This window comes from Paenibacillus sp. FSL P4-0127 (assembly GCF_038007325.1).
In the GTDB taxonomy this organism is placed as follows: Bacteria; Bacillota; Bacilli; order Paenibacillales; family Paenibacillaceae; genus Fontibacillus; species Fontibacillus macerans.
In genome coordinates, this window is record NZ_JBBOWY010000001.1 from 170,080 (window position 1) to 194,742 (window position 24,663).

Consider the following 24,663-nt stretch of genomic DNA (forward strand, 5'->3'; position numbering starts at 1 on the left):
TTGTGATTTATATTGACATAATATTTTTCTGCCTCATATAATTTAACTACGTTCACAACGTCGTGACGCTTATATTCCGGTCCTTGCACAACGCTGTGCCGGCCGGTGGCAACGGAGCCGCACGGGCAATCGCTAACGATTGCTCCTGCGGCTCTTTCTGTTTTTTTGCAGGATGCAATTTCAAAAAAAGAAATGCCCTTGAAGGGCACGAACACGGAGAGGAGTTTGGTGGGATGGAACGAAGCGGATTTTGGAAAAGCGGGCATAAGCCCTCGCTGCTGAGCGCATTTCTTTACTTTGACGTCAGCTTTATGATTTGGGTGCTGATCGGACCTCTGGCGGTCATTATGATGCAGGATTACCCGATGAGCGCCTCGCAAAAGGCCAACTTGGTCGCCCTGCCGGTGCTCGGCGGCTCCGCGCTGCGGTTGGTGCTCGGCGTGCTGGCCGATCGCATCGGTCCGAAACGGACCGGCCAGATCGGCATGATCGTCACCATGATCCCGCTCATTTATGGCTGGCAGTTCGTCAGCTCGCTCGGCGAGCTTTACGTCGTCGCCCTGCTGCTCGGCGTGGCCGGCGCCTCCTTCTCCGCCGCGCTGCCGCTCGCCAGCCGCTGGTACCCGCCGCAGTATCAGGGCCTGGCGATGGGGATCGCCGGAGCGGGCAACAGCGGCACGGTGTTCTCCACGCTGTTCGCCAACCGGATCGCCCAGCATTACGGCAGTTGGGAGGTCGTGTTCGGATTGGCGCTGATTCCGATCGCCGTCGTGTTTATCGTTTTCTCGCTGCTGGCCAAAGACAGCCCAAGCCAACCCGAGCCCAAGCGGCTGAAGGATTACGCGGCTGTGCTCGGCCAACGGGACACCTGGCTGTTCTGCATGCTGTATATGGTCACCTTCGGCGGCTTTGTGGGCATGTCCAACTATTTGACGATTTTTTTCAACACCGAATATGGGCTGAGCGCCGTCAGAGCCGCCGACTTTACGACGCTCTGCGTGATCGCCGGCAGCTTTTTCCGGCCCGTCGGCGGCTGGCTGGCCGACCGGGTGGGCGGCATTCGCATGCTGCTCACGCTGTATGGCGGCGTCGCCGCCATGATGGCGCTGATCTCCTCGCTGCCGCCGCTGCCGGTGGTCACGGTGCTGCTGTTTATTTGCATGATGTGCCTGGGCATGGGCAACGGCTCGGTATTCCAGCTCGTCCCCCAGCGCTTTCAACAGGAAATCGGCGTCATTACCGGGATCGTCGGCGCGGCCGGAGGGCTCGGCGGGTATTTTTTACCGAATATCCTCGGGATTTTAAAGGAATACACGGGCTCGTATACCCCCGGCTTCCTGATTTTAAGCAGCATCGCCATCGTCTGCATCGTCACAGTGCTGCTGATCCAAGGCCAGTGGAAACGAACCTTCCTCGAAAGGAGCGGGGCATATGACGCTTATACCTACGGCCGCCAATCCTGACGGGCGCCTCCGCACGCACTGCTGCTTCTGCAGCATGCAATGCGGCATCGACCTGCATCCGGCGGGCAAGGCGGCCGATGCGCTCGGGTACGAGGCGAAGCCAAGTCCCGATTTCCCCGTGGCTACCGGGAAGTTGTGCCAAAAGGGCCTGCACTCCATTACTCACGCAGCGCATCCCGGGCGGATTCTAGTTCCGCACCGTAGACAGGAGGAAAGCGGGGATGGCGGCAGGTTCTTGCCAGGGGGCGCATTTGGCGCGGCTGGAAGGTCTGCTGGTGCTGCGCGGCGGCGAACTACGCCTGGCGCGGCGGGACCGTCCCCGGCGTGGCGGCCCGCATCCTGGACGGAAGCGCTCGACGACATCGCCTCCCGGATTCTCCGCCTGCAGGAGCAGCACGGCCCGGACAGCGTTGCCGTCTTCGGCGGCGGATCGCTGACGAATGAGGTTTGCTATCTGCTCGGCAAATTCGCCCGTGTGGCGCTCCGCACGCGGTACGTGGACTACAACGGCCGCTACTGCATGTCCTCGGCCGCCGCCGCGCAGCAAAGAGCTTTCGGCATCGACCGGGGGCTGAATTTTCCGCTGGACGATATCCCCAAGGCCAAATATATCATCCTGGCCGGGACCAACATCGCGGAGTGCCAGCCGACCATGATGCCGTATTTGCTTGCGGCGAAGAAGCAGGGCGCCGTGCTCGTGACGATCGATCCGCGCCAAACGCTGACCTCCAAAATCGCCGACATCCACATCACGCTGCAGCCGGGCCATGACTCGCTGCTCGTCGGCGGCATGCTGCACGTTCTGCTTGAGGAGAACCTATACGACGCGGAATTTGTGTCGGCCCGCACGGAAGGGCTGGAGGAGGTGCGCGAAGCCGTGCGGCCTTTTCCGCCGGAGCGGGTGGCCGCGTTGACCGGGGTGGCCGAAGAGACGATCCGTGCCGTGGCCCGGGGATTTGCCGCCGCGGAAACCGGGATCGTCCTGACGGCGCGGGGGCTGGAGCAGCAGGTCAACGGGGTCGAGCATACGCTGCAGTACATTAACCTGTGCCTGCTCGCAGGGCACATCGGCAAGCCGGGCAGCGGGTTCGGTTCCGTGACCGGGCAGGCCAACGGGCAGGGCGGCCGCGAGCACGGCCTGAAGGCCGACCAGCTTCCGGGCTACCGGTCAATCGAAGATCCGGGGGCCCGGGAGCATGTGGCCCGCGTCTGGGGGATCGATCCGGCCGAACTGCCCGGCAAAGGGGTCTCCGCCTATGAGCTGTTCGGCAAAATTTTGGACGGCGGCATCAAGGCGATGATCATCCTCGGCTCCAATCCGGTCGTCTCCAGCCCCAATAACGCCCGGGTCGCCGAGGCGCTGGGCAAGCTCGAACTGCTCGTCGTCGTCGACCTGTTCGAAACGGAGACCGCGGCTTACGCGGATTGGCTGCTGCCGGGCACGTCCTTCCTGGAAGCGGAAGGCACGCTGACCAATCTGGAGGGCCGGGTGTTTCACCGGCCCCAGGCTTTTGCTCCGGCAGGGGACAGTCTGCCGGATTACCGGTTCCTCTGCGCCCTGGCCGAGCGGCTGGGCCGGGGGCGGTATTTCCGGTACACGTCGGTTTCGGACGTGTTCGATGAGCTCTGCCGCGCTTCCGCCGGGGGCATAGCCGATTACAGCGGCATGAGCTATTCGCGGCTGAAGGAAGCGCAGGGGCTGTTCTGGCCGTGCCCGGCAGCCGGGGAAGAGGAGGCGGCGAAGCCAGCGGGCCAGCCCGAGGAGCGCAGAGCCGGCGGCGCGTCAGAGACGGCGGGCGGTGGGGCTGCTGCCGAAGGCGGGGGCGGCCACTGCGCCGGGCCCGCTGCCGAGGGCGAGGGCAGCCACTGCGCCGGGCCCGCTGCCGAGGGCGGGGGCAGCCACTGCGCCGGGCCCGCTGCCGAGGGCGGGGGCAGCCACTGCGCCGGGCCCGCTGCCGAGGGCGAGGGCAGCCACTGCGCCGGATCCGCCTTCGGCGACAAAGCCCGGCTCAGAGCCGGAGCCGCTGCCGAGGCCGCGAACGGGAACGGGCTCGAAGCCGCCATCGGCGCCGAGCCCGGAGCGGTGCCCGCAGCCGCTGCGCTTCGCGGCGGGGGCCACCCCGGGACGCCGCGGCTGTTCGCGGGCGGCGTCTTCCCCCGCGCAGGGGGCCGCGCCCGCCTGCACGGGATCACGCCCCGGCCGCCGGCGGAGAGCGCAGATCCGGACTACCCGTATCTGCTGACGACCGGCCGGCTGGCGGGCCACTACCTGAGCGGCGCGCAAACCCGCCGCACGGAGGCGCTGGCGAAGAAGGCGCCGGAGCCGGTGGCGGAGCTGCACCCCGCCCTGGCCGAGCAGCTTCGCCTGCGCCAAGGCGAACGCGTCCGGCTGACGACCCGCCGAGGCTCATTGGAGTTGACCGCCAGGCTGGCCCCCGGCATCCACCCCAAAACCGTGTTTGTCCCGTTTCATTGGGGCGGGGAGCTGGCGGTCAACCGGCTGACCAACGATGCCCTGCACCCCATCAGCCGGATGCCGGAATTCAAAATTTGCGCCGTGCGCATGGAACGGGTTGAACCTGTGAATGACCCGGAGGTTCCCGAAACGGAACAATTGGAAAAAATCCAATAGATTGACGGAAACCAAACGCCATTTTTGAACTCTCATTGGAAAATATCCAACAGAATCCGCTCCAATCGCCACTAGCGTTGCATTTAAATCTGGCAAGATACATTTTCTGAGCACACCAATGCTCTAACGGTTGCCACAAGCGCTATTTGTTCCAATACCGTTGATTTCAAATTGTAACGGTTGCCATGGTGCTTATTTCACTGAAAACCGGTAATTTTTGCTTGGATTCAGGCAAATAGCCGCTGCTACAACCGTTAGATTTCGGATAGCTTTCACGGGAAAGCTTGAGCAAAAGTTAATGCAACGCCAGTGTCCAATCGCCCGTTTTACGCCTGCCAAGTCAAATCTATTGGAAATATCCAGTCAGCCTGCAGTAGTATTTCCCGCATAATTTCCAGATCAAGTCGGATATTTCCAATCAAAACCCCGTTAGAATTGCCAAACGCAAAAAGGGCTGCGCCAGGAACCTCCTGTCCAGCCCCTATATTTAACTCTGTCTTCTTAAACCAGTCTCTTAACCTAGTCCTCTTAACTTGGACCTCTTAACCTAGTCCTTTAACTCAGTCCTCAATTTGAATGCGTTTCGATTTCGTTTGCCCGCGTTTCGGCACTTCCAGTTTCAACACGCCGTCTTTCAGAGACGCGCGAATGCCTTCTTCGTCGATGTCCTGAACGTAGAATCTGCGCACGTATTCACCGTAGCGGCGTTCCTTCCGGACGATTTGCTGCTTGGAATCTTCCACGTTGTTGTCTTCCTTGCGCACCGCTTTGATCGTCAAGTAAGGGCTCACGTAGTCGATTTCGATTTCATTTTTTTGAAATCCCGGAAGCTCGGCTTCCACCAGATAAGCGTTCTCCGTCTCGCGAATATCCGTTCTGAAGGACATTGCCTGGCTTTTCAGCGGCATGAAGAAATCGTCGTTAAACGCATCGTTAAAAGACTTCATCCATTGACTCAACGCATCTTCTCTGTGTCTTCCAAAAGGAATCAAATCAAACATCATTTATTCCCCTTTCTTTGACCTTATTTGACCTTACACCCTCATTATATGCTTGCGGTCAGAGAATGACAAAAGCGATCTCCGGCCAAAAAACCCGATTGCGGAGCATTTTAGGCCAATTTTTAAGGGAGCTGCAGACCAGCCTGTCCATTTGACCTTCTTCGACCTTTATACATCCCCTTGTTCATTCCCCGAATTGTATGTATTTATATCATGACCCGGATTGACGGCAAAAATTCCGCACGCTATAATCTGATTAATCAATCAAATAAAAATTTGATCATTCAATCAGTTTGCTGAAGGAGGAGTCATCATGCATCAAGACAGAAAGGAGAAATTGGCCCCTGATTCGCCCGATTGGCTCGGCAAAACGCTGGCTTTTCTAAGCGCTCTTCTAGGCGCAGGGGCATTTTGGTATACTTGGTATAGTTACCAGGACTGGATGGCCGGCACCGGAGTTCCTTGGTATGGCTGGATTCGTATTGCCTTTATGCTGCTTATCGGCGTTTTCTGCTTATCGGCGGCCCTTTTGTTTATCATGGGAAAGCGTGCCGGATGGTCCGTATTTCAAACCGGTTTAATGCTGGTTCCCGTCATGCTGGCGTCAAATTTGATCATTGTGATCATTAGAGCGGTTATTGGCGCCTTCCAAGGAAAAACGCTGCCCTTTTTTGAAAAGATCATCAGCGACCCGAAGTCGATCGCCGTTCCCGGGATCATCTTGGCCTTGGCATTGCTCGGGGCATTAAGCAAAAAAGCCCCTAAAAACGAAGAATAGTTGGAGTAATCATATGAACGATAATCACAAACCGGAAACAAAACAATCTTTCATTGCGGAAGCAAGACGCGAGCAGATCATTGAGGCTGCAATCCGGACGTTGGACGAAATCGGCTATGTTCACGCGAGCCTGGCCCAAATCGCCAAACGCGCGGGGATCAGCACAGCGCTCATTTCCTACCATTTTGCGGATAAGAACGATTTGATGAATCATCTGTTGACGAAGCTGGTAGAATTATCGACCGCCTATGTCCTGGACAGGGTGCGCCCGGCAAACACGCCGGAAGAAAAGCTGGAAGCTTTTATCAACGCCAGCTTGGCCTATCAGGGAACCCATCCCGCCCATAATACCGCTCTGATCGAGATCGTCTTTAATGCTCGGACCCCTGACAATATTCCTTACTATAAGTTAAACGACGAGGATGAAGAGGAAGAGCCGCTTGCCCGCGAACTGAAGACGATCCTGGAGGAGGGCCAGTTCCAAGGCGTATTCGGAGATTTCCATACGGGCGTCATGTGCAAGATGATTCAAGGGGCGATCAGCGAATACATGCTTACTTCAGCCCATAACAAAGAAACGGACTTGGAGACCTACAGCAACGAGCTGGTGAAAATCGTAAAGCGAGCCGTGGAGAAATAAACGACAAAAGCGACCCCGAAGGGTCGCTTTGATCTTGTTATTCTTCGCTTGTCTCATTCACTTCATTGTAAATAATCACGGACTGTGTTTCCTGCTCCCATTTCACCGTGGCTTCAAACGCCTCGCCAATGAAACGAACCGGCACGACGGTGCTCCCGCCGATTACGGTAGCCGGCGCGTCAAGCGTTTGCTTCACGCCGTTCTTGTACGCGGTTTTGCTGTTGATGATCAGTTTCAAGGTAACTCCGTCCTTGGTTACGGTAATCGACTTATCCGACGGATCATAGGTTACTTCCGCCTGCAAAGCTTCGGAAATGGCGCGGAACGGTACCAACGTGCTGCCATCTTTTACAATCGGCGCTACCTCCGTCGCGGGCTCTTCCCCGTTCACATACAGCTTAACGCCCTTTTTGCCCAACTTGTCATACAACTTGCCGAGCTTTTTGTAAGATTCAAGGTTGGTTATGTCGGCCAATACCGCTTCTTTCTGGACGTAAACCGCATCGGTCACGCTGCCGTCCTGCTCCAGCATATCCGCCGCTTTGGTCAAAGCCTGCGCCGCCTCCTTGATCCCTTCCAGTTCTGTCTTCATTTCATCCGTCAGCTGAGCGTCGTATTTGGTGAGCAAAAGATCGGCCAGCACCGCACCCGCCGGCTTGTCCTTCACGTTTTCGACCGCTTTAAGCAACCCTTTGTAACCATTGTGGCCTGGACCATACGTTTCCGAAGTGACTGTTTCCGGTTTATTTTCCTTTTCCTTAACCCCTTGCTGTCCTTTAGTCTCCTTGTTTGCCTTGGAGGCGCTATTACTATTGCTATTGCTATTTCCCTTGTCTCCGTCTTTGCCGTCATTGCCATGCGGCTTGTCCGAATTCACCGTTTCCTTGGCTTGATCCTTGGCTTGATTGGATTCCTTGGCTTGATTTGCCCCCTTGTCATCGCTTGCATTGTCGGCTTTTTGGTTTCCTTGTCCCCCGCCTGATTTGACCTGAGAACCCGCCTCCGCTTTCTTGTCCGTCCCGCTCGCGCGGCCTGCTTGCCCCGGCTTGGCCAAAGCGTTTCCCGCCGACAAGCTTACCGCCAAAATACAGGAGAGTGTGATGATCCAGCTTTTTTTCATGTGTTTGTTGCCCTCCCTATCATGTTTGTTGTTCCTATATCTTATTTCGGAAGAGTATTACATTTTTGCGAGGGGTTGTGACGAAAAAAAGAGAATGTTGTCGAAAAATAGGACTCGGGATCTTGAAAATTACGGAATAAAATAAGAAAAAGGGGCCTTGCCGGCCCCAAAACTTTCATTCGATTCTTATTGACCATTTTCCGAAGCCAGTTTCGCTTCGATCGCCGCCGCCAAATCTTCATAAGAAGAACTGTCCAGCAGTTCACCGTCCACCATAAACTGCGGCGTTCCGTTGACGCCATAGAAGCCCGCGGTCTTAAAATCTTCCTTGACCGGCAGCATGTAGGTCCACTCTTTCAAGTCTTTGGCAAAACGTTCGTAATCGATGCCGTCAATATGGTTTTTGACGAAATCGAGCAAAAATTCGGGGGTAGCCCAAATTTCCGATTCTTTTCCTTGGTTCGCGTAAAGCTCGCGCTTAAACTCCCAAAACTTTTCGTTGCTTTGCGCAAAGATCGCTTCTCCCGCGCTGGCAGCCATGATCGAATCCCGATCTATGAAAGGAAAGTTTGTAAAGAACAGCTCGACTTTGCCCGTATCGATAAATTCTTTTTGGAAACGTTCCATATTCTCTTCTTCCCATGTTTTGCAGGCAGGACATTTGAAATCGGCAAATTCCATGACCTTCACCTTGGCGTCCGGACTGCCCAAATGCGGCTGCTTCTCGTATTTCAGCCCTTCTGCGACAAATTTACCCTTGATTTCTGTGTAATTGGGCAACCCGTTAAGATCCGCGGAAGCTGTCGAATCTCTGAGAAAAATCACGGCAAGGGCAATGATCGCCAGGCTCAAGAGAACGATTAAAAGCAAATAGGTGCGGTTTGAAACTTTCGGCTGCTTACCCGCCTTTTGTTGAGTCATTATTAATTCCCCCAATACTCAAGTTTTTCCTAAATTTTATCGAATAAGCCCGGCCATAAATGTAATTTAAGTCACATTATACCTCTTTTTTGGAAAATTGTGAGATAGTGTAATTTGATCAAATTGACCGAAATATAAAGGGAAAGTGTAGTAATAGCTGTATTCTTGTTATTTATACAACACGAAGGAGGAATTTTTATATGCAATATGGACCTGATCCTAATGCAATCTACCCAAATGAGGCAATTAAAAGCATGTGCTATATTAAAAACGTTGTAACACGCCCAACTATTATTGTCGGTGATTACACCTATTATGACGACATAACCGGTGCCGAAAAGTTTGAAGATCATGTCACACAGCACTATGAATTTATTGGAGATAAACTGATTATCGGAAGATTTTGAGCCATAGCAAAAGGAATTGAATCTGTAATGAATGGCGCAAATCACAGAATGCGCAGTGTCACTACCTATCCATTTAACATCATGGGCCATGGCTGGGAGAAATCGACTCCAACACTGGCAGACTTACCTCTTAAAGGTGACACCGTAATCGGAAACGATGTGTGGATCGGTCAAAATGTCACCGTAATGCCCGGTGTGCATATTGGCGATGGAGCAATCATTGCAGCCAATTCTGTCGTTGTGAAAGATATCCCTCCTTACCATTAAGTGGTGGGATTGGTCTGCGCGTAAAATTTTTGATCATCTTGAAGTTCTATGCAGTGGGGATTTGAAAAAAATTAAGGAAATACAATAGCTTATCAAGAAGGCCTATTCTTGTTTCAACCTAATAACAGTGCTTGACCGTAAAGCCGGCAACCGATCGTGGCAAGAAATATCGGCAGATCAATATCCGCTGTCCGGTCGCTTTGCACGATTATCCCGTTTGATCCGAAAGCAGAGAGGAAGATAAATTCAGGAGAAGAAAATAGGTTTGGGAAAAGCAGACATGCTCGGGATCGTTATTCAGGTTTACTGAGAAGGGGGTTTAGGAGAAGTGAAGCAGACCTGACGGTAGGAATGGGGCAAGACACCGGGAAAAATGAAAGGACCGTGATTTGCCCCCGCCCTCTACCCCCCTGAACAAAAGGAATAATCGTGCAAAGCAGCATGCAGGAATACCAAGACACGAACGCTATAGACAGCCACCTCAGAGCCAAAGAAAGAACGGCATTTAATTTAAATCAATCGTTAAAATAATTATCTAATTCCTCAATATTATGAATATAAAAGATGATTTTCACATGATATTCATCAATCATCATATAAACTTCTAGCCGGGTTCTACCTTCAAGATTCGCAATATTAATTTGGCCGGAACCGCTCCCCTTTTCTTTCAATAGACTAACGATTGTTTCCGGCAGTCCCTTATTTTCTTTTTGTGTATCGATGGACTGATAAACAACAATATCCCCTTCATGATACACAAACAAATTATCGTTTAATGTATATGCACGCTCATTAATCGTTTTCTTAACGGGGTTATCTAGAATACCATACTCAGCTAGCATACCTGAATCATCGAGACTTTTTCCTTCCTTGTCTTTAGAGAAAGAATAATAGTGGTCACGAGCCGTATGAAGACCCGATAATTCATAAACCATTTTCAGCGGACCTACCGTAGGATCGTAAGGAGGAAAAAGGTATGAATTACTTCCAAAAAGGTATTTAATCTGCTGTCGCCAGGTCTCGTATTCTTTACCAATTTTTAGGTGGATAATGGCGTATGACGAGAGAGATCATGATGAAGCGAATTCGCTCGTTACAAGTAATTTCAAAACCGATATTTACCAAGAGTTTCCGGCAGGAATATACAATATGGAAAGTATCGTAGACATGAGACCGGTTTCTCAAACAGAACAAGTTTAACGGTTCGGATTGTACAACGCGTAACAGCCGAAGATGATTATGCTGTAAAAGTTGAAAAGTGGAAATTTGCTTTTGATCAAAGCAAAATTAAATCAGTGACTATCGTGCCCAAATCAACGCAATATTTTGATCGTTATACCGTATTTCCCGGAGCTGCTTTTGGAAGATAACAAAGACAATAACATAATTCGAAAATGGGAGAGTTTGATTCATGGCAAAATTATTGAAAATATGGCTTTTTACGATTAGTTTAAGTTTATTATCAGGTTGTTATGTTAGTCATCAAGGTAATATTAATGGAACGGAGCAGGCGAAAAATTATTCAAACGAGAGTAAAGGTACGGAGGAAAACTCCGAATCTGAATATATAGTTATTACTAAAGATCAGGATCTAGAACCCCCGACGCTTTCCGACTTTAAGGAAGGTGTAAATGTTGATTTATCACAGTATGAGAAGGGCTTTTTCACCGATGCGATCATTGGCATGATCGGCAAAAATTTGGAAGCCATCGTAATTCATGATGAAACACAGTTTTTGGAGAACACAAATGAGGAGTATTAAAGAGCAAAACCTGGCATGGTTTAATAATATTGATAACTATCAACCTGGAGTGGAGTACAACTTTCACGAAGTTACATTAATTGAAAAAATCAAAGATATCGGACGGATTAATGTGGCTATTGCATTTTTAAGAAAGAAGCATGATGATACCATTGAAAGAGGCACTGCTCATTATTCATTCTTGCAAAATAAAAATAGGGATTGGGAAATAACGCTGATTGACGCCAATTAAAAACCGCGAGCCCGGGGGTTCTTGCCCTCGGCGCTCGCGTTCATATCCTGAACGGTTGCGGTTAAGCCGTGCGTTTCATATTGTGCGGTTGTTCCGGATTCGGAAGCTCCGTTCCGGCTGCTCCGGGTTTGCGGAACAGTCTGCGCAGGTAAGGGAGCACGTAGTAGTCGAGACCGATTTTGCCGGCGTTGGCGGCGGCTACGACCACCAGCACTTCAAGCAGCAGCATTTGCGCGTTCGTGCTTACCGTTCCGCTGAAGAGGAACGCCGCGTTCATCACCAGGCCCATCAGGGCGGCGAAGGTGGTGAAGGTGCCGAGGATCAGCCCCAGGCCGACCAGGAACTCGCCGTAAGGAACAAGTACGTTGAAGAGGCCTACGTTAGGCAGGGCGAAATGTTCCAGGAAAGTGGCCCACCAGCCTTGGACGGCGGGATGATCGCCCGTGCTGTTCGCGATCGCGCCGGTGAGGAAGCCCGCGGCGTCGAAGCCGCCGGTAATTTTATGATACCCGGCTTCAATCCATTGGTACCCGAGGTAAACCCGGATGACGGTCAGCAGCCACATGGCGATTTTATTGGTTCTCAGGAAGTTGTTAAACATATTTACCACTCCTTAAGTTGGTTTGTTCGGTTGGTTTTGTTTTTTTAAGGATGATCATCTTTGATGTCTTTATCATAAGTGATTTTTTTCACAATATATGTGATTTAAATCACATATATCACAATTTTAATAAATAATTTTTAAAATATTTAGTTCTAGCAGCTTTCGCGGCGACTCCATAGACCCGATCCGGCAGTTGCTGCAAAGCCATCGCGTCAGCGGGAAGCGCCCGCTTCCCGCTCCTGCGCTCCTCATAGTCTACGCATTGAATGGAATAGTTGCAAAATATACAATTGCTTCTCCGGCGATGCTCCTATAGCGCTCGATAAGTGCAAAATCTGCAATTAAACTGCTATCTTTCGAAGGAATGGCGAAATATACGGGAATTAACTGCATGAAATGCAGCTAACGAAGGATTGGGGCGATTGATATCCAGTTAGTTGTATGATTTACAATTAACAGTCAGTCCCCGGCCGATCAAGGCTATATCCCCAAAAAGGCTATACCCACCAAAAAAAGGAGGCTCCCGCCCCCTCTGTTTCCGCGCAAAGTGGAGACCCCTCCCTATGTAACTTGACTTCCCCACTTGACCACCATCGCCTCTCGGGCTTTAAGCACCGACTCTTCCTCATCCACATCCAGCTCCAAAAGCGTCAGACGTCCTGACGCCGTGACCTGCAGCTCTTTTAGCGGATCCAAGTCCGTATCCAGCGACCGGAGGCCCGCGGCCACCTCATGACCTCGTCCCACCGCTTCCTTGAGGATTTCTTGGCCTAGCCCCCGGCCCGCTCCCGTAACGATTATTTTCATGATATCAACAGCGCCTCCTATTCGAATCATATTAAATTTAAAATTTGAATCCGCTTTCAGTTCGCTTGGTTGTCGATTTTTCCGGCGATTAACTCACCCTCATCTTAGCACACGGTGCGCCGTTTCGTAACCAAAAAGTGGCAAGCCGGTCATGATTCTTTGGCCCTGTGCTTTTCCGCACTGCACAAATGCCCATATACGCGAATATACTGCATCATGAAAAAAAGGAGGAATTGAGCTTATGCAACCCAATCCTAATGTTTATTCGTCTTACGGGGCCAACCCGACCGCGCCCATCAGCCAGGTCAGCCCCGCGTATTATGAGCCGGCAGAGCACGGCCACAAAAGACATATGAAGGAAATGTGCAGGAAATATCATCATCATTTCATGCACCTCGAAGGCACCGACGGCAGAGTCTACGAAGGAATCATTGACGGCATCGACGACGATCACGTGTATTTGCTCGTTCCGATCGGCGAAACGGACGGCGACGATCGCGCTTTTGGAGGTTATCCGTTCGGCACTTTTGGGTACGGAGGTTTCCCTTATGGCGGCTTCGGAGGTTACCCCTTCTATGGCTATCCCTTTTACGGATACCCCCGGAGATTCCGCCGCTTTATACGCCGGCCTTTCCCGTTTTTCGGACTGAGAAGATTTTTCTTCCCGTTCTTTTATTGATTGCGAAATCGAAGTCACGGCCACTGGATGGTGCGATCCAGTGGTTTTCGCATTTTTGCGGGAATAAACCGGGGGGAGGCGCGTTGGCGCCTCCTTCTTAATTAAACGGCATTCTTGCGGTACACGCAGCTGCCGATTCTCGCGAATACGCCGCTCAGGCTGCGGATATGCTCGAAGTTCGGATAGACCACATCGTCAAGCATATACGCCGAGACTGTGCTGCCCGGCCTTCTTCTGCGGTTCAGCGCTTCGATGATTCCGGCCGAAGAACGAATGCCTACGCCATGGCCGTAGAATTGGTCCGGTCCCAGCATGATGCCGTTTTCGCCCTGCCACTCCGGGGTAGCCGGATTGTGATCGGGATTTTTGAAATAGAAAATGTCCCCCGGGTAAGCTCCAAGCATCCGGCTTCCCTTGATAAACCCGAGATCGCTGTCATATTGCCAATCATACAAGTACAGGTTGTTAAAGTAAGTGTTGAACGCAGAACGCGGGATTTGTTCCGACACCGCTCTGTACACAACGAGAACCATCGCCATGGAACATTCAAAAGCGTAGAGCGAACCGTTGACAAAAATATCACGGATGGCATCGGCGGAAGCCACCCCGCTTCGCAGCCGGAACCCCCCTTCCGCGGTGCGAAGCCAATACGCTTCGTTGCAGCGGGAATTGGTGTACGTGGCAAACTTCACCCCGCTGGCATACAGCGCCCGCGCCGACTCCACGATGCGGCTGCGAAGGTCAAGCTCGAACAAGAGCGCCTCCAGCGATACGTACGCGTAAGTGACCGGGCTGGCTTCCTTGGCTTGCACGATGGATCGCCCCAGCTCGGGGAGCGCCACCTGGCCTAACCGGATTCTGTCTCCGGGCGGTAAAACAATCATTTTTTCCCCTCCGTGTTCATTATTTTGGGGTTGGTTAGGTTATTGTACGTGCAAAGAAGCGTTTTGGTGATGATTCGATTGAATATCGGCCCCCAGGCAATGCTATAATATAGAGCGATTTGAGCAATTTTACAGTCTAAAGCCATTTTATTCGAAGGATGTTGAAGGACGGCATGAACGATCGGCAAAAAGGAATTCTTCACATGCTTTTAAAAGAAAACCGCTCCCATGTTCGGGTTCAGGATATAGCGGCAGAGCTGAACTGTTCGGAGAAAACGATCCGCAACGATTTCGATGAGATCGAACGGTATTTGGCGGAGCACACCACGGCCGAGCTGCTGCGTAAACCCGGGATTGGCGTATCGCTCGCGATCGGGGAACGGGAAAAAGAGGAGCTCTTGGCCACGCTCGTCTGGTCGGCTTCGGATCAGGAATATAAAACGGACGCCAAGCGGTTCGCGGCGATCGCCTACCGGCTGCTGATGGAAAGCCGGCCCACAACGATACGGGAGCTCGCGGCCCAGCATTTCGTAAACAAGGCCGCCATCAAAAAAGATCTGGAGCGGCTTCAGCCATGGTTCAAAAAATACAACCTCGCCATCGTCTCCAAACAAAGGGTCGGCGTCACCGCCGAAGGCGAGGAGCGGAATATACGGGCCGCTTTGTCCAAACTGTCCCAACTGACGGGCCAAGCCGGAAACCATTTCATCAAGAACAGGTTTGCGCCCCACGAAATCGAGCTCGTTACCCGCGAGTTGAAGCGGCTGGAAACGGAGGCCGGGCTTTCTTTCACGGACGAAGCTATGGACAATCTGCTCGTGCATACGCTGCTGATGGTGCGGAGAACGAAGCTGAAGCAGCCGATCTCTTTTTCGGAGCAGGAAAGGTCGCTCATTCGGGAAAAGCGGGAATTCCCCTGGACGGAAGCATTCGCCCGGAGGCTGGAGCGGGTTTTCGCCGTCCGCTTCCCTGAAGATGAGGTGGCCTATTTAACCGCCCATATCCTCGGCGGAAAAATCCGCTCCCAGACGCGGATCGAAGCGGGCATCCCCGAAAGCGGCCCAACCGGTGCTTCCGATCAGCGGGACCATGTCTCCGGCTTGGCGGAATCGCTCGTGCGGAGAATGTCCGCGCTGACCCTGGTCGATTTTGCCCGGGACCCGATTCTGATGGAAGGGCTGCGCATTCACCTGCATTCGGCGGTAAACCGCCTAAGCTATGGACTGATCGTAACCAACCCGATGCTTCCGGATATCAAGAAGATGTATCCGTATATGTTTGACATGGTCATCGACGCCACCCGCCGCATGGGTGACGATCTCCCGTTTGCGATTCCCGAAGAGGAAGCGGCGTATCTGACCTTGCATTTTCAGGCCGCGGTGGAACGATTAAGCCAACCCGCGGCGAAGCCGAAGCAGATTATCACGGTTTGCCATATGGGGATCGGCGTGTCGCATATTTTGCGTACCAAGCTGGAGCGGAAATTCCCGGAGCTGAAGGTGCTGGATTCCGTCCGCAAGGTCGATTTGCCCGCTTATCTCGCCCGGGAGACCGTCGATTTTATCGTGTCCACGACGCCGCTGGAGAACGTCAAACCACCGCATATCGTTGTATCGCCGCTGCTCGATTCGAGGGATATCCGGAAGCTCGAAGGGTTCATCGGCCGGATGAACGAGGAAAGCGATCCTTCCGATTCGGGCTCCATCCTGCGGCAGTTTACCCGGCCTTCCCTTGTTTTCCCGCTGGCCTGCTTTGGCCACCGCTTTGAAATCATCGAATATCTCGCGAACCGGCTGCATGAGCAAGGTTTTGTGGAGCAGGATTATGCCCACCAGGCTTTGCTCCGGGAACGCGTCTCGGCGACAACGATCGGCGGCGGCATTGCCATTCCCCATGGCGATCCCAAGCTGATCCGAAGTTCGCAAATCGCCGTAGCCACCTTAAAAGAACCGCTGGATTGGGACCAGGAGAAAGTGTCCGTCGTATTTATGCTCGCCCTGGACCATCGGGATCAGGACAGCATGAAGAAGCTGTTCCAGCGCCTGTCGCTGCTCAGCGAACAGCCGTCCGCGGTCGAGCGTATAATCCGGGCGGACACCCCCGAGGAACTGCTGGGATGCCTGTAGGTAGGGCAGCCCATATAAGTTGAACTAATGAAATGTAAGAGTTAGGCAAGAGGGTTCAACATTCTAAAAGAAATGTCCATTTTAGAAATTGAACCTAGGCGAAATGATTCTGAAGAAACTAACAGCTTTCTGTAAGAAAGCTGCTTCGGAAGCATAGGCTTGGTCGCCCTCGGGAGCGGATTTCTACAGCATCTGAATTAAGTTAATTAAGAAATCTGCGAACAACAGCGATCGTAAGAACGTTTCTCACGGCTGCCCCATTACGTACAATCAATAGTTCAGCTTATATAGAAAAAATCTGTTTTTCCGGAACCTGCGGTAAGAATTAAAATCTTTTCCGCCCTTTTTCTGCGCTAAGATGAGGTTGTAAGCGATTACTATTCGATACAGGGGGGACCAAAACCATGAAATTGTTGGCCATCACCTCATGCCCAAACGGGATTGCCCATACGTATATGGCGGCGGAAAACTTGCAGAAAGCCGCGGACAAATTAGGCATTGACATGAAAGTGGAAACCCAGGGCTCGATCGGGGTGGAAAACCAGTTTACGGAGGAGGAAATCCGCCAGGCGGACGGGATCATCATCGCGGCGGACAAGTACGTGGACAAAAGCCGGTTCATCGGCAAAAAACTGCTGGTGGCGGGCGTACAGGAAGGAATCCGCACCCCGGAAGAACTGATCCAAAAAATGCTCCGCGGCGAAGCTGCCGTGTACCGGGGGAGCAACGAGGCGGACGATCGTCCCGCCAAGGCCGCGCCGGGCAAACAGCAAAACCAGTTTTACCGGCATTTGATGAGCGGCGTTTCTTACATGATCCCGTTCATCGTCGTCGGCGGTTTGCTGATCGCCATCGCGCTGTCGATCGGCGGCGTACCGACGCCGGGCGGCCTGCAAATTCCCGAGGATTCGTTCTGGAAAACGATCGAGAAGCTGGGGGCCGCGTCCTTTACGTTTATGGTGCCGATTCTAGCCGGGTTCATCTCCTTTAGCATCGCCGACCGGCCCGGATTGGCGCCGGGTCTGATCGGCGGCTACATCGCCGCCAACGGCAGCTTCTACGGCAGCGAAGCCGGCGCCGGGTTTATCGGCGGAATTATCGCCGGCTTCCTCGCCGGTTACGTGGCCTTGTGGATCAAGAAATGGAAAGTGCCGAAACCGATCGTCCCGATCATGCCGATCATCATCATCCCGGTGCTTTCCTCGCTGATCGTCGGCCTGGCCTTTATCTATCTGCTGGGCGGCCCGATCGCCCAGGTATTCGCTTGGATGACCGCCTGGCTCGCCAGCATGCAGGGGACCAGCTCCATTCTGCTCGCACTTATTCTGGGCGCCATGATCTCCTTTGATATGGGCGGCCCCGTCAACAAGGTTGCCTTTATGTTCGGCTCCGCGATGATCGCCGAGGGGAACTATCACGTTATGGGCCCGATCGCCGTGGCGATTTGCATTCCGCCGATCGGTCTCGGCCTGGCCACGTTTATGTTCAAGCGGAAATTCCATGACGCCGAGCGCGAATCCGGAAAAGCGGCCTTTACGATGGGCTTGTTCGGCATCACCGAAGGCGCGATTCCGTTCGCTTCGCAGGACCCGCTGCGCGTCATTCCGAGCATTATGGTCGGCTCCATGGCCGGTTCCGTGATCGCCATGCTCGGGAACGTCGGCGACCGGGTAGCTCACGGCGGGCCAATCGTGGCGGTATTGGGTGCGGTCGATAACGTGCTGATGTTTTTCGTCGCCGTGATTATCGGCGCGATTGTGACCGCGCTGATGATCAAGCTGCTTAAAAAGGACCAGGTTGCCCCTCAGTTGGCCGGCGGTTCCGAAGCTTATGAAGAGGCCGCGCCGGCCGCGGAGCTGAGGGGACGGGCACAGGAGCGGCGGCTGGAACAGCGGCTGGAACGGCAGTTAGAGGAGCCGCAGGAGCAGCGGCTGGAACGGCGGTTGGAAGAGCCGAAGGAGCAGCCGCACGAGCAGCGGCTGAAACGGCGGTTGGAAGAGCCGCAGAAGCAGCCGCACGAGCAGCAGTTGGAACGGCATCTGGAATGGCAGCACGAGCAGCGGAGCGAGCAGAAGCAGGAGCCGCAGCAGCTGGACTTGCCCGTCATAACCAGCCGTGAAGCCAAGGCTGGAACCGGAGCCGATAGACCACCGGAACAACGTGCAGTCAGCAAGCTGACGGACATCCTTGATTTGAACCTGATCGAGACTTCATTGACCGCATCGACGCGGGACGGCGTCATCGATGAAATGATCGGCAAATTGGAAACGGCAGGCGCGCTAACCTCGCGGGAGGAGTTTAAACTAGCAATTCTAAACCGCGAGCGGGAAAGCTCCACCGCAATCGGAATGAATATCGCCGTTCCCCACGGGAAATCATCCGCCGTTCTCAAGCCGCGGGTCGTATTCGGGATGAAGCCGGAAGGCGTCGACTGGGACAGCGCGGACGGAACGCCGGCGAAGCTGATCTTTATGATCGCCGTCCCTGCCGAAAATAAAGGCAACGAGCATCTAAAAATTTTGCAGATGCTGTCCCGAAAGCTGATGGACGACAGCTTTAGAGAGCGCTTGTTGAACGTAAAAACCAAGCAATCGGCCTACGAGCTTCTGGATGAGATTCAATAATGAGCAAAAGGCACTCCCGATACAGCTAGCTGTCCGGAGAGTGCCTTTTTTTGCAGGATCGGAGAACGATTGGGAATAGGAGCAATATGTGTCCCTATTCTCCGGGTTGGACATTTGGCTCGCCAAATAGCGGCAATTTATGTCGCTATGCCTCGGCCATTACGCCGATCCCCCCCATTTGCGCCAGTCCAATGGAAAATAGCGACACAAAAATCCGTTATTTCGGCGAGCTTTCCGGAAATCTCAAATATAGGGACATTTTTGGCCGTTATGTCACTTGTGGTGCATCAAGTCTTATCCGACAAGTTACATTTTCTGGTCACACAACTATTCTAACGGTTGCCACAAGCGCTATTTGTTCCAAAAACGTTGATTTCAAATTGTAACGGTTGCCATGGAGCTTATTTCACTGGAAACCGGCTAATTTTGCTTAGATTCAGGCAAATAACGGCGATCACAACCGTTAGAATTTAGAGAAGGTCTTTTTTCGGAAAATAGCCGCTGCTACAACCGTTAGATTTTCGGCGGCGATAGTACGGTTCGAAACCAACGCTTTTAAAGAAACCTTGAGTAAAAATGCCACGCTAGTGCCGCAACGCGCTATGTGCTATGTCTGCTGTATCCACTACGTCCGCTATATCCGCTACGTCCACTGTGTTCACTATATCCGTTATGTCCGCTATGTTCACTATGTGCAATATCCGCTAAATCCGCTACGTCCACTATGTTCACCATGTCCGCTACGTCCGCTATATCCGCTATGTCCAATATTCCGCTACATCAGCTACGTACGATATGTCCGCTACGTCACGTTATGTCAGAGAAGCGAGCGGCTAGCCCCTTCTAAGTGGCAAACCGGTTCCGTTCCTCTTAAATCTGCCGGATTTGGATTAAGTTGGTGGTTCCCGCCTGCCCAAGAGGCAAACCCGCGGACAGCACGACTATGTCCCCTTCCTGTGCATACCCGGACTTCACCGCGCTTTGAATCGCCGAATCAAACATCTCGTCGGTGGTGGTCACCGGCCCTCCCAAATAAGGGAAGACCCCGGACAAAAGGCATAACTTGACCAGCACATGCGGATGATGCGCGATCGCCACGATCGGGGCCTTTGGCCGGTATTTGGACACCATCTGGGCGGTAAAGCCGCTTTCGGTGGAGGTGAGGATCACTTTGGCGTCCAGCTCCAGGGAAGCGCTGACCGCACCTTGGCTGATTACCTCCGTGATGTTGGTGGCATGCAGCCTTCTTCTGCGGTTGAATTGCTCGCCGTAGTCAATCATCGACTCCGCCCTGCGGGCCACCGCCGCCATCGTGCGTACGGACTCCACCGGGTATTTGCCGGCCGCCGACTCCCCGGACAGCATTACGACGTCGGCCCCCTGCATCACCGCGTTGTACACGTCGCTCACTTCGGCCCTCGTCGGCCGCGGGTTCACCTGCATCGACTCAAGCATATGCGTAGCCACGATCACCGGCTTCCCCGCCAGATTGCACTTATCGATGATCTCCTTTTGCCTCACCGGCACTTCCTCGACCGGCACCTCCACGCCCATATCCCCGCGGGCGACCATGATCCCGTCCGACGCCTCGATAATGTTGTCGAGGTCGGCAATCCCTTCTTCATTTTCGATCTTGGAAACGATCTGCACGTGGCCGGCATTCTGCTCCTGCAAAATCCGCCGCACTTCGCGGATATCATCCCCTTTCCGCACAAACGAAACGGCGATCATTTCCACGCCTTGCTCCAGTCCAAAATGAATGTGCCGGATGTCCCGTTCCGTCACCCCGGGCAGCGTCGTTTTGATGCCGGGCAGGTTCACGCCCTTGTTCGGCTTGAGCTTACCGCCGCTGACGATGCGGCAGCGGATCTCCGAGCCTGCTGCGGACAGGACGCGCAGCTCCACCAGCCCGTCGTCGATCAGAATCCGGCCGCCCTCCCGCACCACCTTGGGCATATCGGGATAATTGACCGAAATCCGCGCGGCATCCCCGGCGATCTGCTCCGTCGTCAAAACCAGTTCCTCGCCGGCCTTTAGCTCTGCGAACGCCTCGCGCAATTTGCCGATCCGGACCTCCGGCCCCTTAATATCCATCATGATGGGGACAAACGTGTTTAACTCTCGCGCCGCCGCGCGCACCTGGGCGATCCGCCGCGCGTGTTCCTCCAATTCTCCGTGCGCCATGTTCAGCCGGCCCACCGTCATTCCCGCCCGAATCATGTCCTGCAGCACCCCGGCGGCATCGCTAGCCGGGCCAAGCGTACAAATGATTTTAGTCCGCAGCATGCTAACCCTCCTTCGAATTTCACATTCTTCTTCCAGTAAGGTATAGTATGCTTTTTTTGTCCTTCCAATAAACGAGACCGCACGAATCCGGGTCGCGGATGATGGGCCTTAAGCGATCGTGATCACCTCGTATTGTTCCGCCAGTTCCAGGAAACGCCCCATGCTGGACACCTCGCCGGCTGCCAGCCGATCCCGAATCCCGTAATAGTCGACGCAGGTGCCGCAGGCCAGCACGGGCACGCCGCGCGCCTCCAGCTCCTTCAGATGCAGCGAAGCGAACGATTGCTCCGTCAAAGCCAGCACGCCCCGGTTTACGCAAAAAACCGCGGCCGGCAGCTGCTCCCGCTGCTTCAGCAGCGTCGCGAAGGTTTCCAGCAACTGCGCGCCAAGCTCCCGTTCACCGCTGCCTATACTGTCCGTCGTAAGAAAAATCACTTTGTTTTTCAAATCTCCGTCTCTCCTTTCAACTTCTCATCCAGCAATTCAAAGGCTTGCAAAAGCTTATCCCCGGGAACCGCATCGTAACGGTCGCCGATGCTGACTTCAAAATAGCTTCCTCCCGCCGTCCGTTCCTTTACATAATGAGAAAAACCGACTCCGGTCTCCCCGCAAATTTCGACCAGCACTTCCTCCATCCGTCGGCTGGACAGCCCGGCATGGACGTGGAACATGTTGGATACCGGGATTTCCGGCAGGGTCGTGATGCCGCGGCAGCGGTTATACATTCCGGCCAGTTCCCGCGCTTGCTCGTAATAGAGCTCCATTTTCCCGATTCTTTGCTCGTAATAATAATCCGCGCTGAGGATATATGGATAAAGGCTGATCAAATCGCCGCCGTGGCGTCTTTTCCATACCTTGGACTCCTGCGCTAACTCCGGCTGCCCCGCCAGGATCGCTCCGGCAACGCCGCCGATCCCTTTGTAGAAGGAAATATACACACTGTCGAACAGACCGCAAACCTCTGCGGCGGATTTCCGATAGTAGGGCAGGGTCTCGAACAGCCGGGCCCCGTCCAGATGCAGCTTGATCCCCTGCTCCCGGCAGTACGCCGAAATCGCTTCAAGCTCGGCGAACTCCGGCAGCTGCCCGCCGATCTCGCGCTGCGGCAGCTCCAGCAGCAGGCAGGCGATATCGTCCGGCAAATTCATGACGTCGGCCAGGCCGATTAGCCGGTTTGGGTCCGCCAACAAAATCGGCTCGATTTGGTGCAGCTCCTTGAGCCCGTCTTTTTCGTGGATCTCCAGATGGCAAAGCGGATGGTAGGCCACCCGGGCCACACCCCGCCGGTCGCACCAAATTCTTAAAGCGATTTGCTGGGCCATCGTCCCGCTGGGAAAAAACACCGCCGCTTCCTTCCCCAAAACGCCGGCCATCTTTGCTTCAAAATCCTCGATCACTTTACCCGCGCCGTACATATCGCTTTCCACTCCGCCGTCCACTCCGGCGAGCGCCGCCTTCAGCACGTCGACTTCTCTTCTGCCGTGGCCAGTAAGCGGGTATTCAGCCCGGTCAAAGACCTCCTTCAGTGTCTTCCGTTCCGGTTCCGGTCCCGGTTTGGGCTCCGAATGATGTTCAAGATCGTTCAAACGTTCCATCTCCCCTCGCGGTCTTTTTTCACGTTTCTCGCCCGCTTGCCAAGCTAAAGCTATTATAGCTCCAAACGCCAACGTAATCGAACCGCCCCTTGCCGGAGTTGGGCAGCTTCCCCAGACCCAAGCCCAGCCTCGAATCCGACCATTTGCCGGCGCAAAGCACCGGTTTCCGCAGGTACAATAAGTCCCGTACCAATAATTAGGAGGAGTAACCATATGAATTCCGTTTCATATAAAAAGAAGGCCGCCGCATCGTTTCTAAAAACCTTGCTGCTAACCATGGCCGCGGCTCTCATCGTATGCGCCATCCCGCTGAAGGCGGGGGCCGAAAGCGATGAAATCGACAAGGAGCAAATCGATGCTTTCATGCAGGATTCGATGAAGAAGCTGCAAATTCCCGGCGCTTCCCTGGCAATCGTCAAGGGGGACCAGGTGCTTTTTCAAAACGGCTACGGCATTTCCGGGCCCGACCGCACGCCGGTGACGGCGCAAACCCCGTTTGTCATCGGATCGGTCAGCAAATCGTTCACCGCCCTGGCCGTCATGCAATTGGCCGATGCCGGGAAAATCGATCTCGAGGCTCCGGTCCGCCAGTATTTGCCCTGGTTCCGGGTTGCCGACGAAGCCGCGTCCGCGCAAATCCGCGTTAAGCATTTGCTTCACCAGACAAGCGGGATATCCACCTATGACGGCCAGGTGTCGCTGACGCAAGGCGGCCTGCCGATCGAGCAGCATATCCGCAATCTCAAGCAGGTGGAGCTCACCGAACCCGTTGGCACGGCGTACCAATATTCGAATCTGAATTACGATATTTTGGGCGGCATTATCGAAGCCGTTTCGGGGATGTCTTACGGGGACTATATCAAGCAAAATATTTACGCGCCGCTGGGCATGACGCACAGCTATGCCTCGCCGAACTCCGCACAGGAGCTGGCTGCGGGCTATCAGCCGGTGTTCGGACTCATGCTGCCGAAGAAAATGATCAACCACGAAGGTACGGTTCCTTCGGGATATTTGGTCTCCAGCGCCGAGGACATGTCCAAATACCTGATCCCTCAAATCAACCAAGGGCGATTCGGAAATACGTCCGTCGTATCCGAGCGGAGCGCCGCGCTCATGCATGCCCCGGCGGTCCAAATGTGGGGCAGCCAATATTACGGCATGGGCTGGAGCGTCGACAAGAACCGCAATTGGGTTTATCACGACGGCTCGACGGAAAATACATATTCCAAAATGATCATCGACGGCGACTACGGCATCATTTTTCTGGCCAACTCGATGGATTTCTTCCATATCGACGCTTACGATCAAATCACGGCGGGAATCGACCGTATTCTTCACGGTGAGCAGCCCATCACTGCCGGAATGGATAGCTATCGGAAGGATTTCCTGATCGTCGATGCCGTTGCGCTGGCCGTCCTGCTGTATCTGGTTTTGTCCGTTCGCGGCCTTTTCCGGTGGAAAACCCGCTTTAAGCCGACTAAGCTGCGCATCGCCATCCAGGTGCTGTCGATTACATTCATCCATGCGTTCATCCCGCTGGCAATCCTGTTCGTGCTGCCCAAGGTCCTCGTGCCGTGGCCTGTCATTTTCGTATTTCTCGCGGGCTTGGGCCACTTCATGTATTACGCGTCGATTGCGCTGCTAGCGATTGGGATTATCAAACTGCCGCTTCTCGTCAACAGTATCCGCAAACAAAAAAACGGCCGTAACTCGGCCGTGTAGCGGGTTGCGGCTCCGTCCGCAAAAGGATGGGCAGCCGCCTTTATGGCTGCTGCCGCAGCTTCTGTTGACACCATCGCCGCTTTCAGGCTTCTTATATCTTATACGGCAATTTT

Annotated in this window: 19 protein-coding genes and 3 pseudogenes; 12 read left to right on the forward strand and 10 right to left on the reverse strand. The window is 53.8% G+C overall.

All coding sequences use genetic code 11. The features are described 5' to 3' along the window. Positions 1 to 233: 233 nt before the first annotated feature. Positions 234 to 1,463, forward strand: a complete 1,230-nt coding sequence (locus tag NYE74_RS00585) for a nitrate/nitrite transporter (RefSeq protein WP_124332838.1) — start codon at positions 234 to 236, stop codon at positions 1,461 to 1,463. Further along, a complete protein-coding gene (locus NYE74_RS00590; RefSeq protein ID WP_227872884.1) occupies positions 1,432 to 4,095 on the forward strand; it encodes a molybdopterin oxidoreductase family protein in 2,664 nt (887 codons plus the stop codon). The genes NYE74_RS00585 and NYE74_RS00590 overlap by 32 nt, the downstream gene beginning before the upstream one ends. Before the next feature lie 560 nt (positions 4,096 to 4,655). On the opposite strand, the gene NYE74_RS00595 is transcribed toward NYE74_RS00590, so the two are convergent. Further along, entirely contained in the window at positions 4,656 to 5,096 is a 441-nt protein-coding gene (locus tag NYE74_RS00595) for an Hsp20/alpha crystallin family protein (protein WP_036626704.1), read from the reverse strand. A gap of 313 nt (positions 5,097 to 5,409) precedes the next feature. Between NYE74_RS00595 and NYE74_RS00600 the strand changes: the two genes are divergently transcribed. After that, on the forward strand, positions 5,410 to 5,874 hold the full coding sequence (locus NYE74_RS00600; protein WP_036626706.1) for a hypothetical protein: 465 nt from the start codon (positions 5,410 to 5,412) through the stop codon (positions 5,872 to 5,874). A gap of 13 nt (positions 5,875 to 5,887) precedes the next feature. Continuing rightward, the gene (locus NYE74_RS00605; RefSeq protein ID WP_036626708.1) at positions 5,888 to 6,514 is read left to right on the forward strand and encodes a TetR/AcrR family transcriptional regulator; all 627 of its coding nucleotides are present in this window, start codon (positions 5,888 to 5,890) and stop codon (positions 6,512 to 6,514) included. A 37-nt stretch (positions 6,515 to 6,551) separates the two neighbouring features. On the opposite strand, the gene NYE74_RS00610 is transcribed toward NYE74_RS00605, so the two are convergent. Beyond that, entirely contained in the window at positions 6,552 to 7,634 is a 1,083-nt protein-coding gene (locus tag NYE74_RS00610) for a copper amine oxidase N-terminal domain-containing protein (protein ID WP_316561199.1), read from the reverse strand. A gap of 186 nt (positions 7,635 to 7,820) precedes the next feature. Beyond that, positions 7,821 to 8,555: a DsbA family protein gene (locus NYE74_RS00615; protein ID WP_155620756.1), complete on the reverse strand. Its 735-nt coding sequence runs from the start codon at positions 8,553 to 8,555 to the stop codon at positions 7,821 to 7,823. A gap of 200 nt (positions 8,556 to 8,755) precedes the next feature. Here NYE74_RS00615 and NYE74_RS00620 point away from each other — a divergent pair. Continuing rightward, positions 8,756 to 9,317 (forward strand): annotated as a pseudogene (locus NYE74_RS00620) (CatB-related O-acetyltransferase). A gap of 427 nt (positions 9,318 to 9,744) precedes the next feature. On the opposite strand, the gene NYE74_RS00625 reads toward NYE74_RS00620, so the two are convergent. Then, on the reverse strand, positions 9,745 to 10,164 hold the full coding sequence (locus NYE74_RS00625; RefSeq protein ID WP_124332841.1) for a hypothetical protein: 420 nt from the start codon (positions 10,162 to 10,164) through the stop codon (positions 9,745 to 9,747). A 476-nt stretch (positions 10,165 to 10,640) separates the two neighbouring features. On the opposite strand from NYE74_RS00625, the gene NYE74_RS00630 reads away from it, so the two are divergent. Then, complete coding sequence (locus tag NYE74_RS00630) at positions 10,641 to 10,991, forward strand: hypothetical protein (protein WP_124332842.1); 351 nt, start codon at positions 10,641 to 10,643, stop codon at positions 10,989 to 10,991. Continuing rightward, entirely contained in the window at positions 10,978 to 11,223 is a 246-nt protein-coding gene (locus NYE74_RS00635) for a hypothetical protein (protein ID WP_124332843.1), read from the forward strand. The genes NYE74_RS00630 and NYE74_RS00635 overlap by 14 nt, the downstream gene beginning before the upstream one ends. A 61-nt stretch (positions 11,224 to 11,284) precedes the next feature. Here the strand turns inward: NYE74_RS00635 and NYE74_RS00640 are convergent, their stop codons facing one another. Together NYE74_RS00640 and NYE74_RS00645 are read right to left on the reverse strand one after the other, a co-directional pair. Beyond that, positions 11,285 to 11,824, reverse strand: a complete 540-nt coding sequence (locus tag NYE74_RS00640; protein WP_240752307.1) for a DoxX family protein — start codon at positions 11,822 to 11,824, stop codon at positions 11,285 to 11,287. A gap of 564 nt (positions 11,825 to 12,388) precedes the next feature. Next, positions 12,389 to 12,634 carry an SDR family NAD(P)-dependent oxidoreductase gene (locus NYE74_RS00645; protein ID WP_316561187.1) on the reverse strand — a complete coding sequence of 82 codons (246 nt, stop codon included), beginning with the start codon at positions 12,632 to 12,634 and terminating at the stop codon, positions 12,389 to 12,391. Positions 12,635 to 12,875: 241 nt separating this feature from the next. Here NYE74_RS00645 and NYE74_RS00650 point away from each other — a divergent pair, with 241 nt between their 5' ends. Further along, complete coding sequence (locus NYE74_RS00650) at positions 12,876 to 13,313, forward strand: hypothetical protein (protein ID WP_051985763.1); 438 nt, start codon at positions 12,876 to 12,878, stop codon at positions 13,311 to 13,313. A 101-nt stretch (positions 13,314 to 13,414) separates the two neighbouring features. On the opposite strand, the gene NYE74_RS00655 is transcribed toward NYE74_RS00650, so the two are convergent. After that, positions 13,415 to 14,197: a hypothetical protein gene (locus NYE74_RS00655; protein ID WP_036626731.1), complete on the reverse strand. Its 783-nt coding sequence runs from the start codon at positions 14,195 to 14,197 to the stop codon at positions 13,415 to 13,417. Positions 14,198 to 14,370: 173 nt separating this feature from the next. Between NYE74_RS00655 and NYE74_RS00660 the strand changes: the two genes are divergently transcribed. From NYE74_RS00660 to NYE74_RS33205, 3 genes and pseudogenes are all read left to right on the forward strand, one after another. Further along, entirely contained in the window at positions 14,371 to 16,323 is a 1,953-nt protein-coding gene (locus NYE74_RS00660) for a BglG family transcription antiterminator (protein ID WP_036626734.1), read from the forward strand. Positions 16,324 to 16,727: 404 nt separating this feature from the next. Then, a pseudogene (locus NYE74_RS33200) lies at positions 16,728 to 18,087 on the forward strand (PTS fructose transporter subunit IIC); the annotation flags it as partial. Between the two features lie 404 nt (positions 18,088 to 18,491). Next, positions 18,492 to 18,947 (forward strand): annotated as a pseudogene (locus NYE74_RS33205) (PTS sugar transporter subunit IIA); the annotation flags it as partial. 870 nt (positions 18,948 to 19,817) lie between these two features. On the opposite strand, the gene pyk reads toward NYE74_RS33205, so the two are convergent. The 3 genes from pyk to NYE74_RS00680 form a co-directional block, all read right to left on the reverse strand. Beyond that, on the reverse strand, positions 19,818 to 21,233 hold the full coding sequence (pyk, locus tag NYE74_RS00670; RefSeq protein ID WP_036626737.1) for a pyruvate kinase: 1,416 nt from the start codon (positions 21,231 to 21,233) through the stop codon (positions 19,818 to 19,820). A 108-nt stretch (positions 21,234 to 21,341) separates the two neighbouring features. Next, complete coding sequence (locus tag NYE74_RS00675; protein WP_036626738.1) at positions 21,342 to 21,680, reverse strand: DsrE family protein; 339 nt, start codon at positions 21,678 to 21,680, stop codon at positions 21,342 to 21,344. Continuing rightward, complete coding sequence (locus tag NYE74_RS00680; protein ID WP_227872885.1) at positions 21,677 to 22,819, reverse strand: threonine aldolase family protein; 1,143 nt, start codon at positions 22,817 to 22,819, stop codon at positions 21,677 to 21,679. The genes NYE74_RS00675 and NYE74_RS00680 overlap by 4 nt, the downstream gene beginning before the upstream one ends. Before the next feature lie 222 nt (positions 22,820 to 23,041). Between NYE74_RS00680 and NYE74_RS00685 the strand changes: the two genes are divergently transcribed. After that, the gene (locus tag NYE74_RS00685) at positions 23,042 to 24,550 is read left to right on the forward strand and encodes a serine hydrolase domain-containing protein (RefSeq protein ID WP_316561189.1); all 1,509 of its coding nucleotides are present in this window, start codon (positions 23,042 to 23,044) and stop codon (positions 24,548 to 24,550) included. Positions 24,551 to 24,663: the final 113 nt, after the last annotated feature.

Excerpts from the sequence above, each read along its gene's own strand:
- NYE74_RS00650 (WP_051985763.1), top strand. The coding sequence starts at position 12,876 with ATGCAACCCAATCCTAATGTTTATTCGTCTTACGGGGCCAACCCGACC.
- NYE74_RS00610 (WP_316561199.1), bottom strand. The coding sequence starts at position 7,634 with ATGAAAAAAAGCTGGATCATCACACTCTCCTGTATTTTGGCGGTAAGC.
- NYE74_RS00600 (WP_036626706.1), top strand. The coding sequence starts at position 5,410 with ATGCATCAAGACAGAAAGGAGAAATTGGCCCCTGATTCGCCCGATTGG.
- NYE74_RS00660 (WP_036626734.1), top strand. The coding sequence starts at position 14,371 with ATGAACGATCGGCAAAAAGGAATTCTTCACATGCTTTTAAAAGAAAAC.
- NYE74_RS00615 (WP_155620756.1), bottom strand. The coding sequence starts at position 8,555 with ATGACTCAACAAAAGGCGGGTAAGCAGCCGAAAGTTTCAAACCGCACC.
- NYE74_RS00595 (WP_036626704.1), bottom strand. The coding sequence starts at position 5,096 with ATGTTTGATTTGATTCCTTTTGGAAGACACAGAGAAGATGCGTTGAGT.
- NYE74_RS00635 (WP_124332843.1), top strand. The coding sequence starts at position 10,978 with ATGAGGAGTATTAAAGAGCAAAACCTGGCATGGTTTAATAATATTGAT.
- NYE74_RS00590 (WP_227872884.1), top strand. The coding sequence starts at position 1,432 with ATGACGCTTATACCTACGGCCGCCAATCCTGACGGGCGCCTCCGCACG.
- NYE74_RS00655 (WP_036626731.1), bottom strand. The coding sequence starts at position 14,197 with ATGATTGTTTTACCGCCCGGAGACAGAATCCGGTTAGGCCAGGTGGCG.
- NYE74_RS00640 (WP_240752307.1), bottom strand. The coding sequence starts at position 11,824 with ATGTTTAACAACTTCCTGAGAACCAATAAAATCGCCATGTGGCTGCTG.
- NYE74_RS00630 (WP_124332842.1), top strand. The coding sequence starts at position 10,641 with ATGGCAAAATTATTGAAAATATGGCTTTTTACGATTAGTTTAAGTTTA.
- NYE74_RS00685 (WP_316561189.1), top strand. The coding sequence starts at position 23,042 with ATGAATTCCGTTTCATATAAAAAGAAGGCCGCCGCATCGTTTCTAAAA.
- pyk (WP_036626737.1), bottom strand. The coding sequence starts at position 21,233 with ATGCTGCGGACTAAAATCATTTGTACGCTTGGCCCGGCTAGCGATGCC.
- NYE74_RS00585 (WP_124332838.1), top strand. The coding sequence starts at position 234 with ATGGAACGAAGCGGATTTTGGAAAAGCGGGCATAAGCCCTCGCTGCTG.
- NYE74_RS00625 (WP_124332841.1), bottom strand. The coding sequence starts at position 10,164 with ATGGTTTATGAATTATCGGGTCTTCATACGGCTCGTGACCACTATTAT.
- NYE74_RS00645 (WP_316561187.1), bottom strand. The coding sequence starts at position 12,634 with ATGAAAATAATCGTTACGGGAGCGGGCCGGGGGCTAGGCCAAGAAATC.
- NYE74_RS00605 (WP_036626708.1), top strand. The coding sequence starts at position 5,888 with ATGAACGATAATCACAAACCGGAAACAAAACAATCTTTCATTGCGGAA.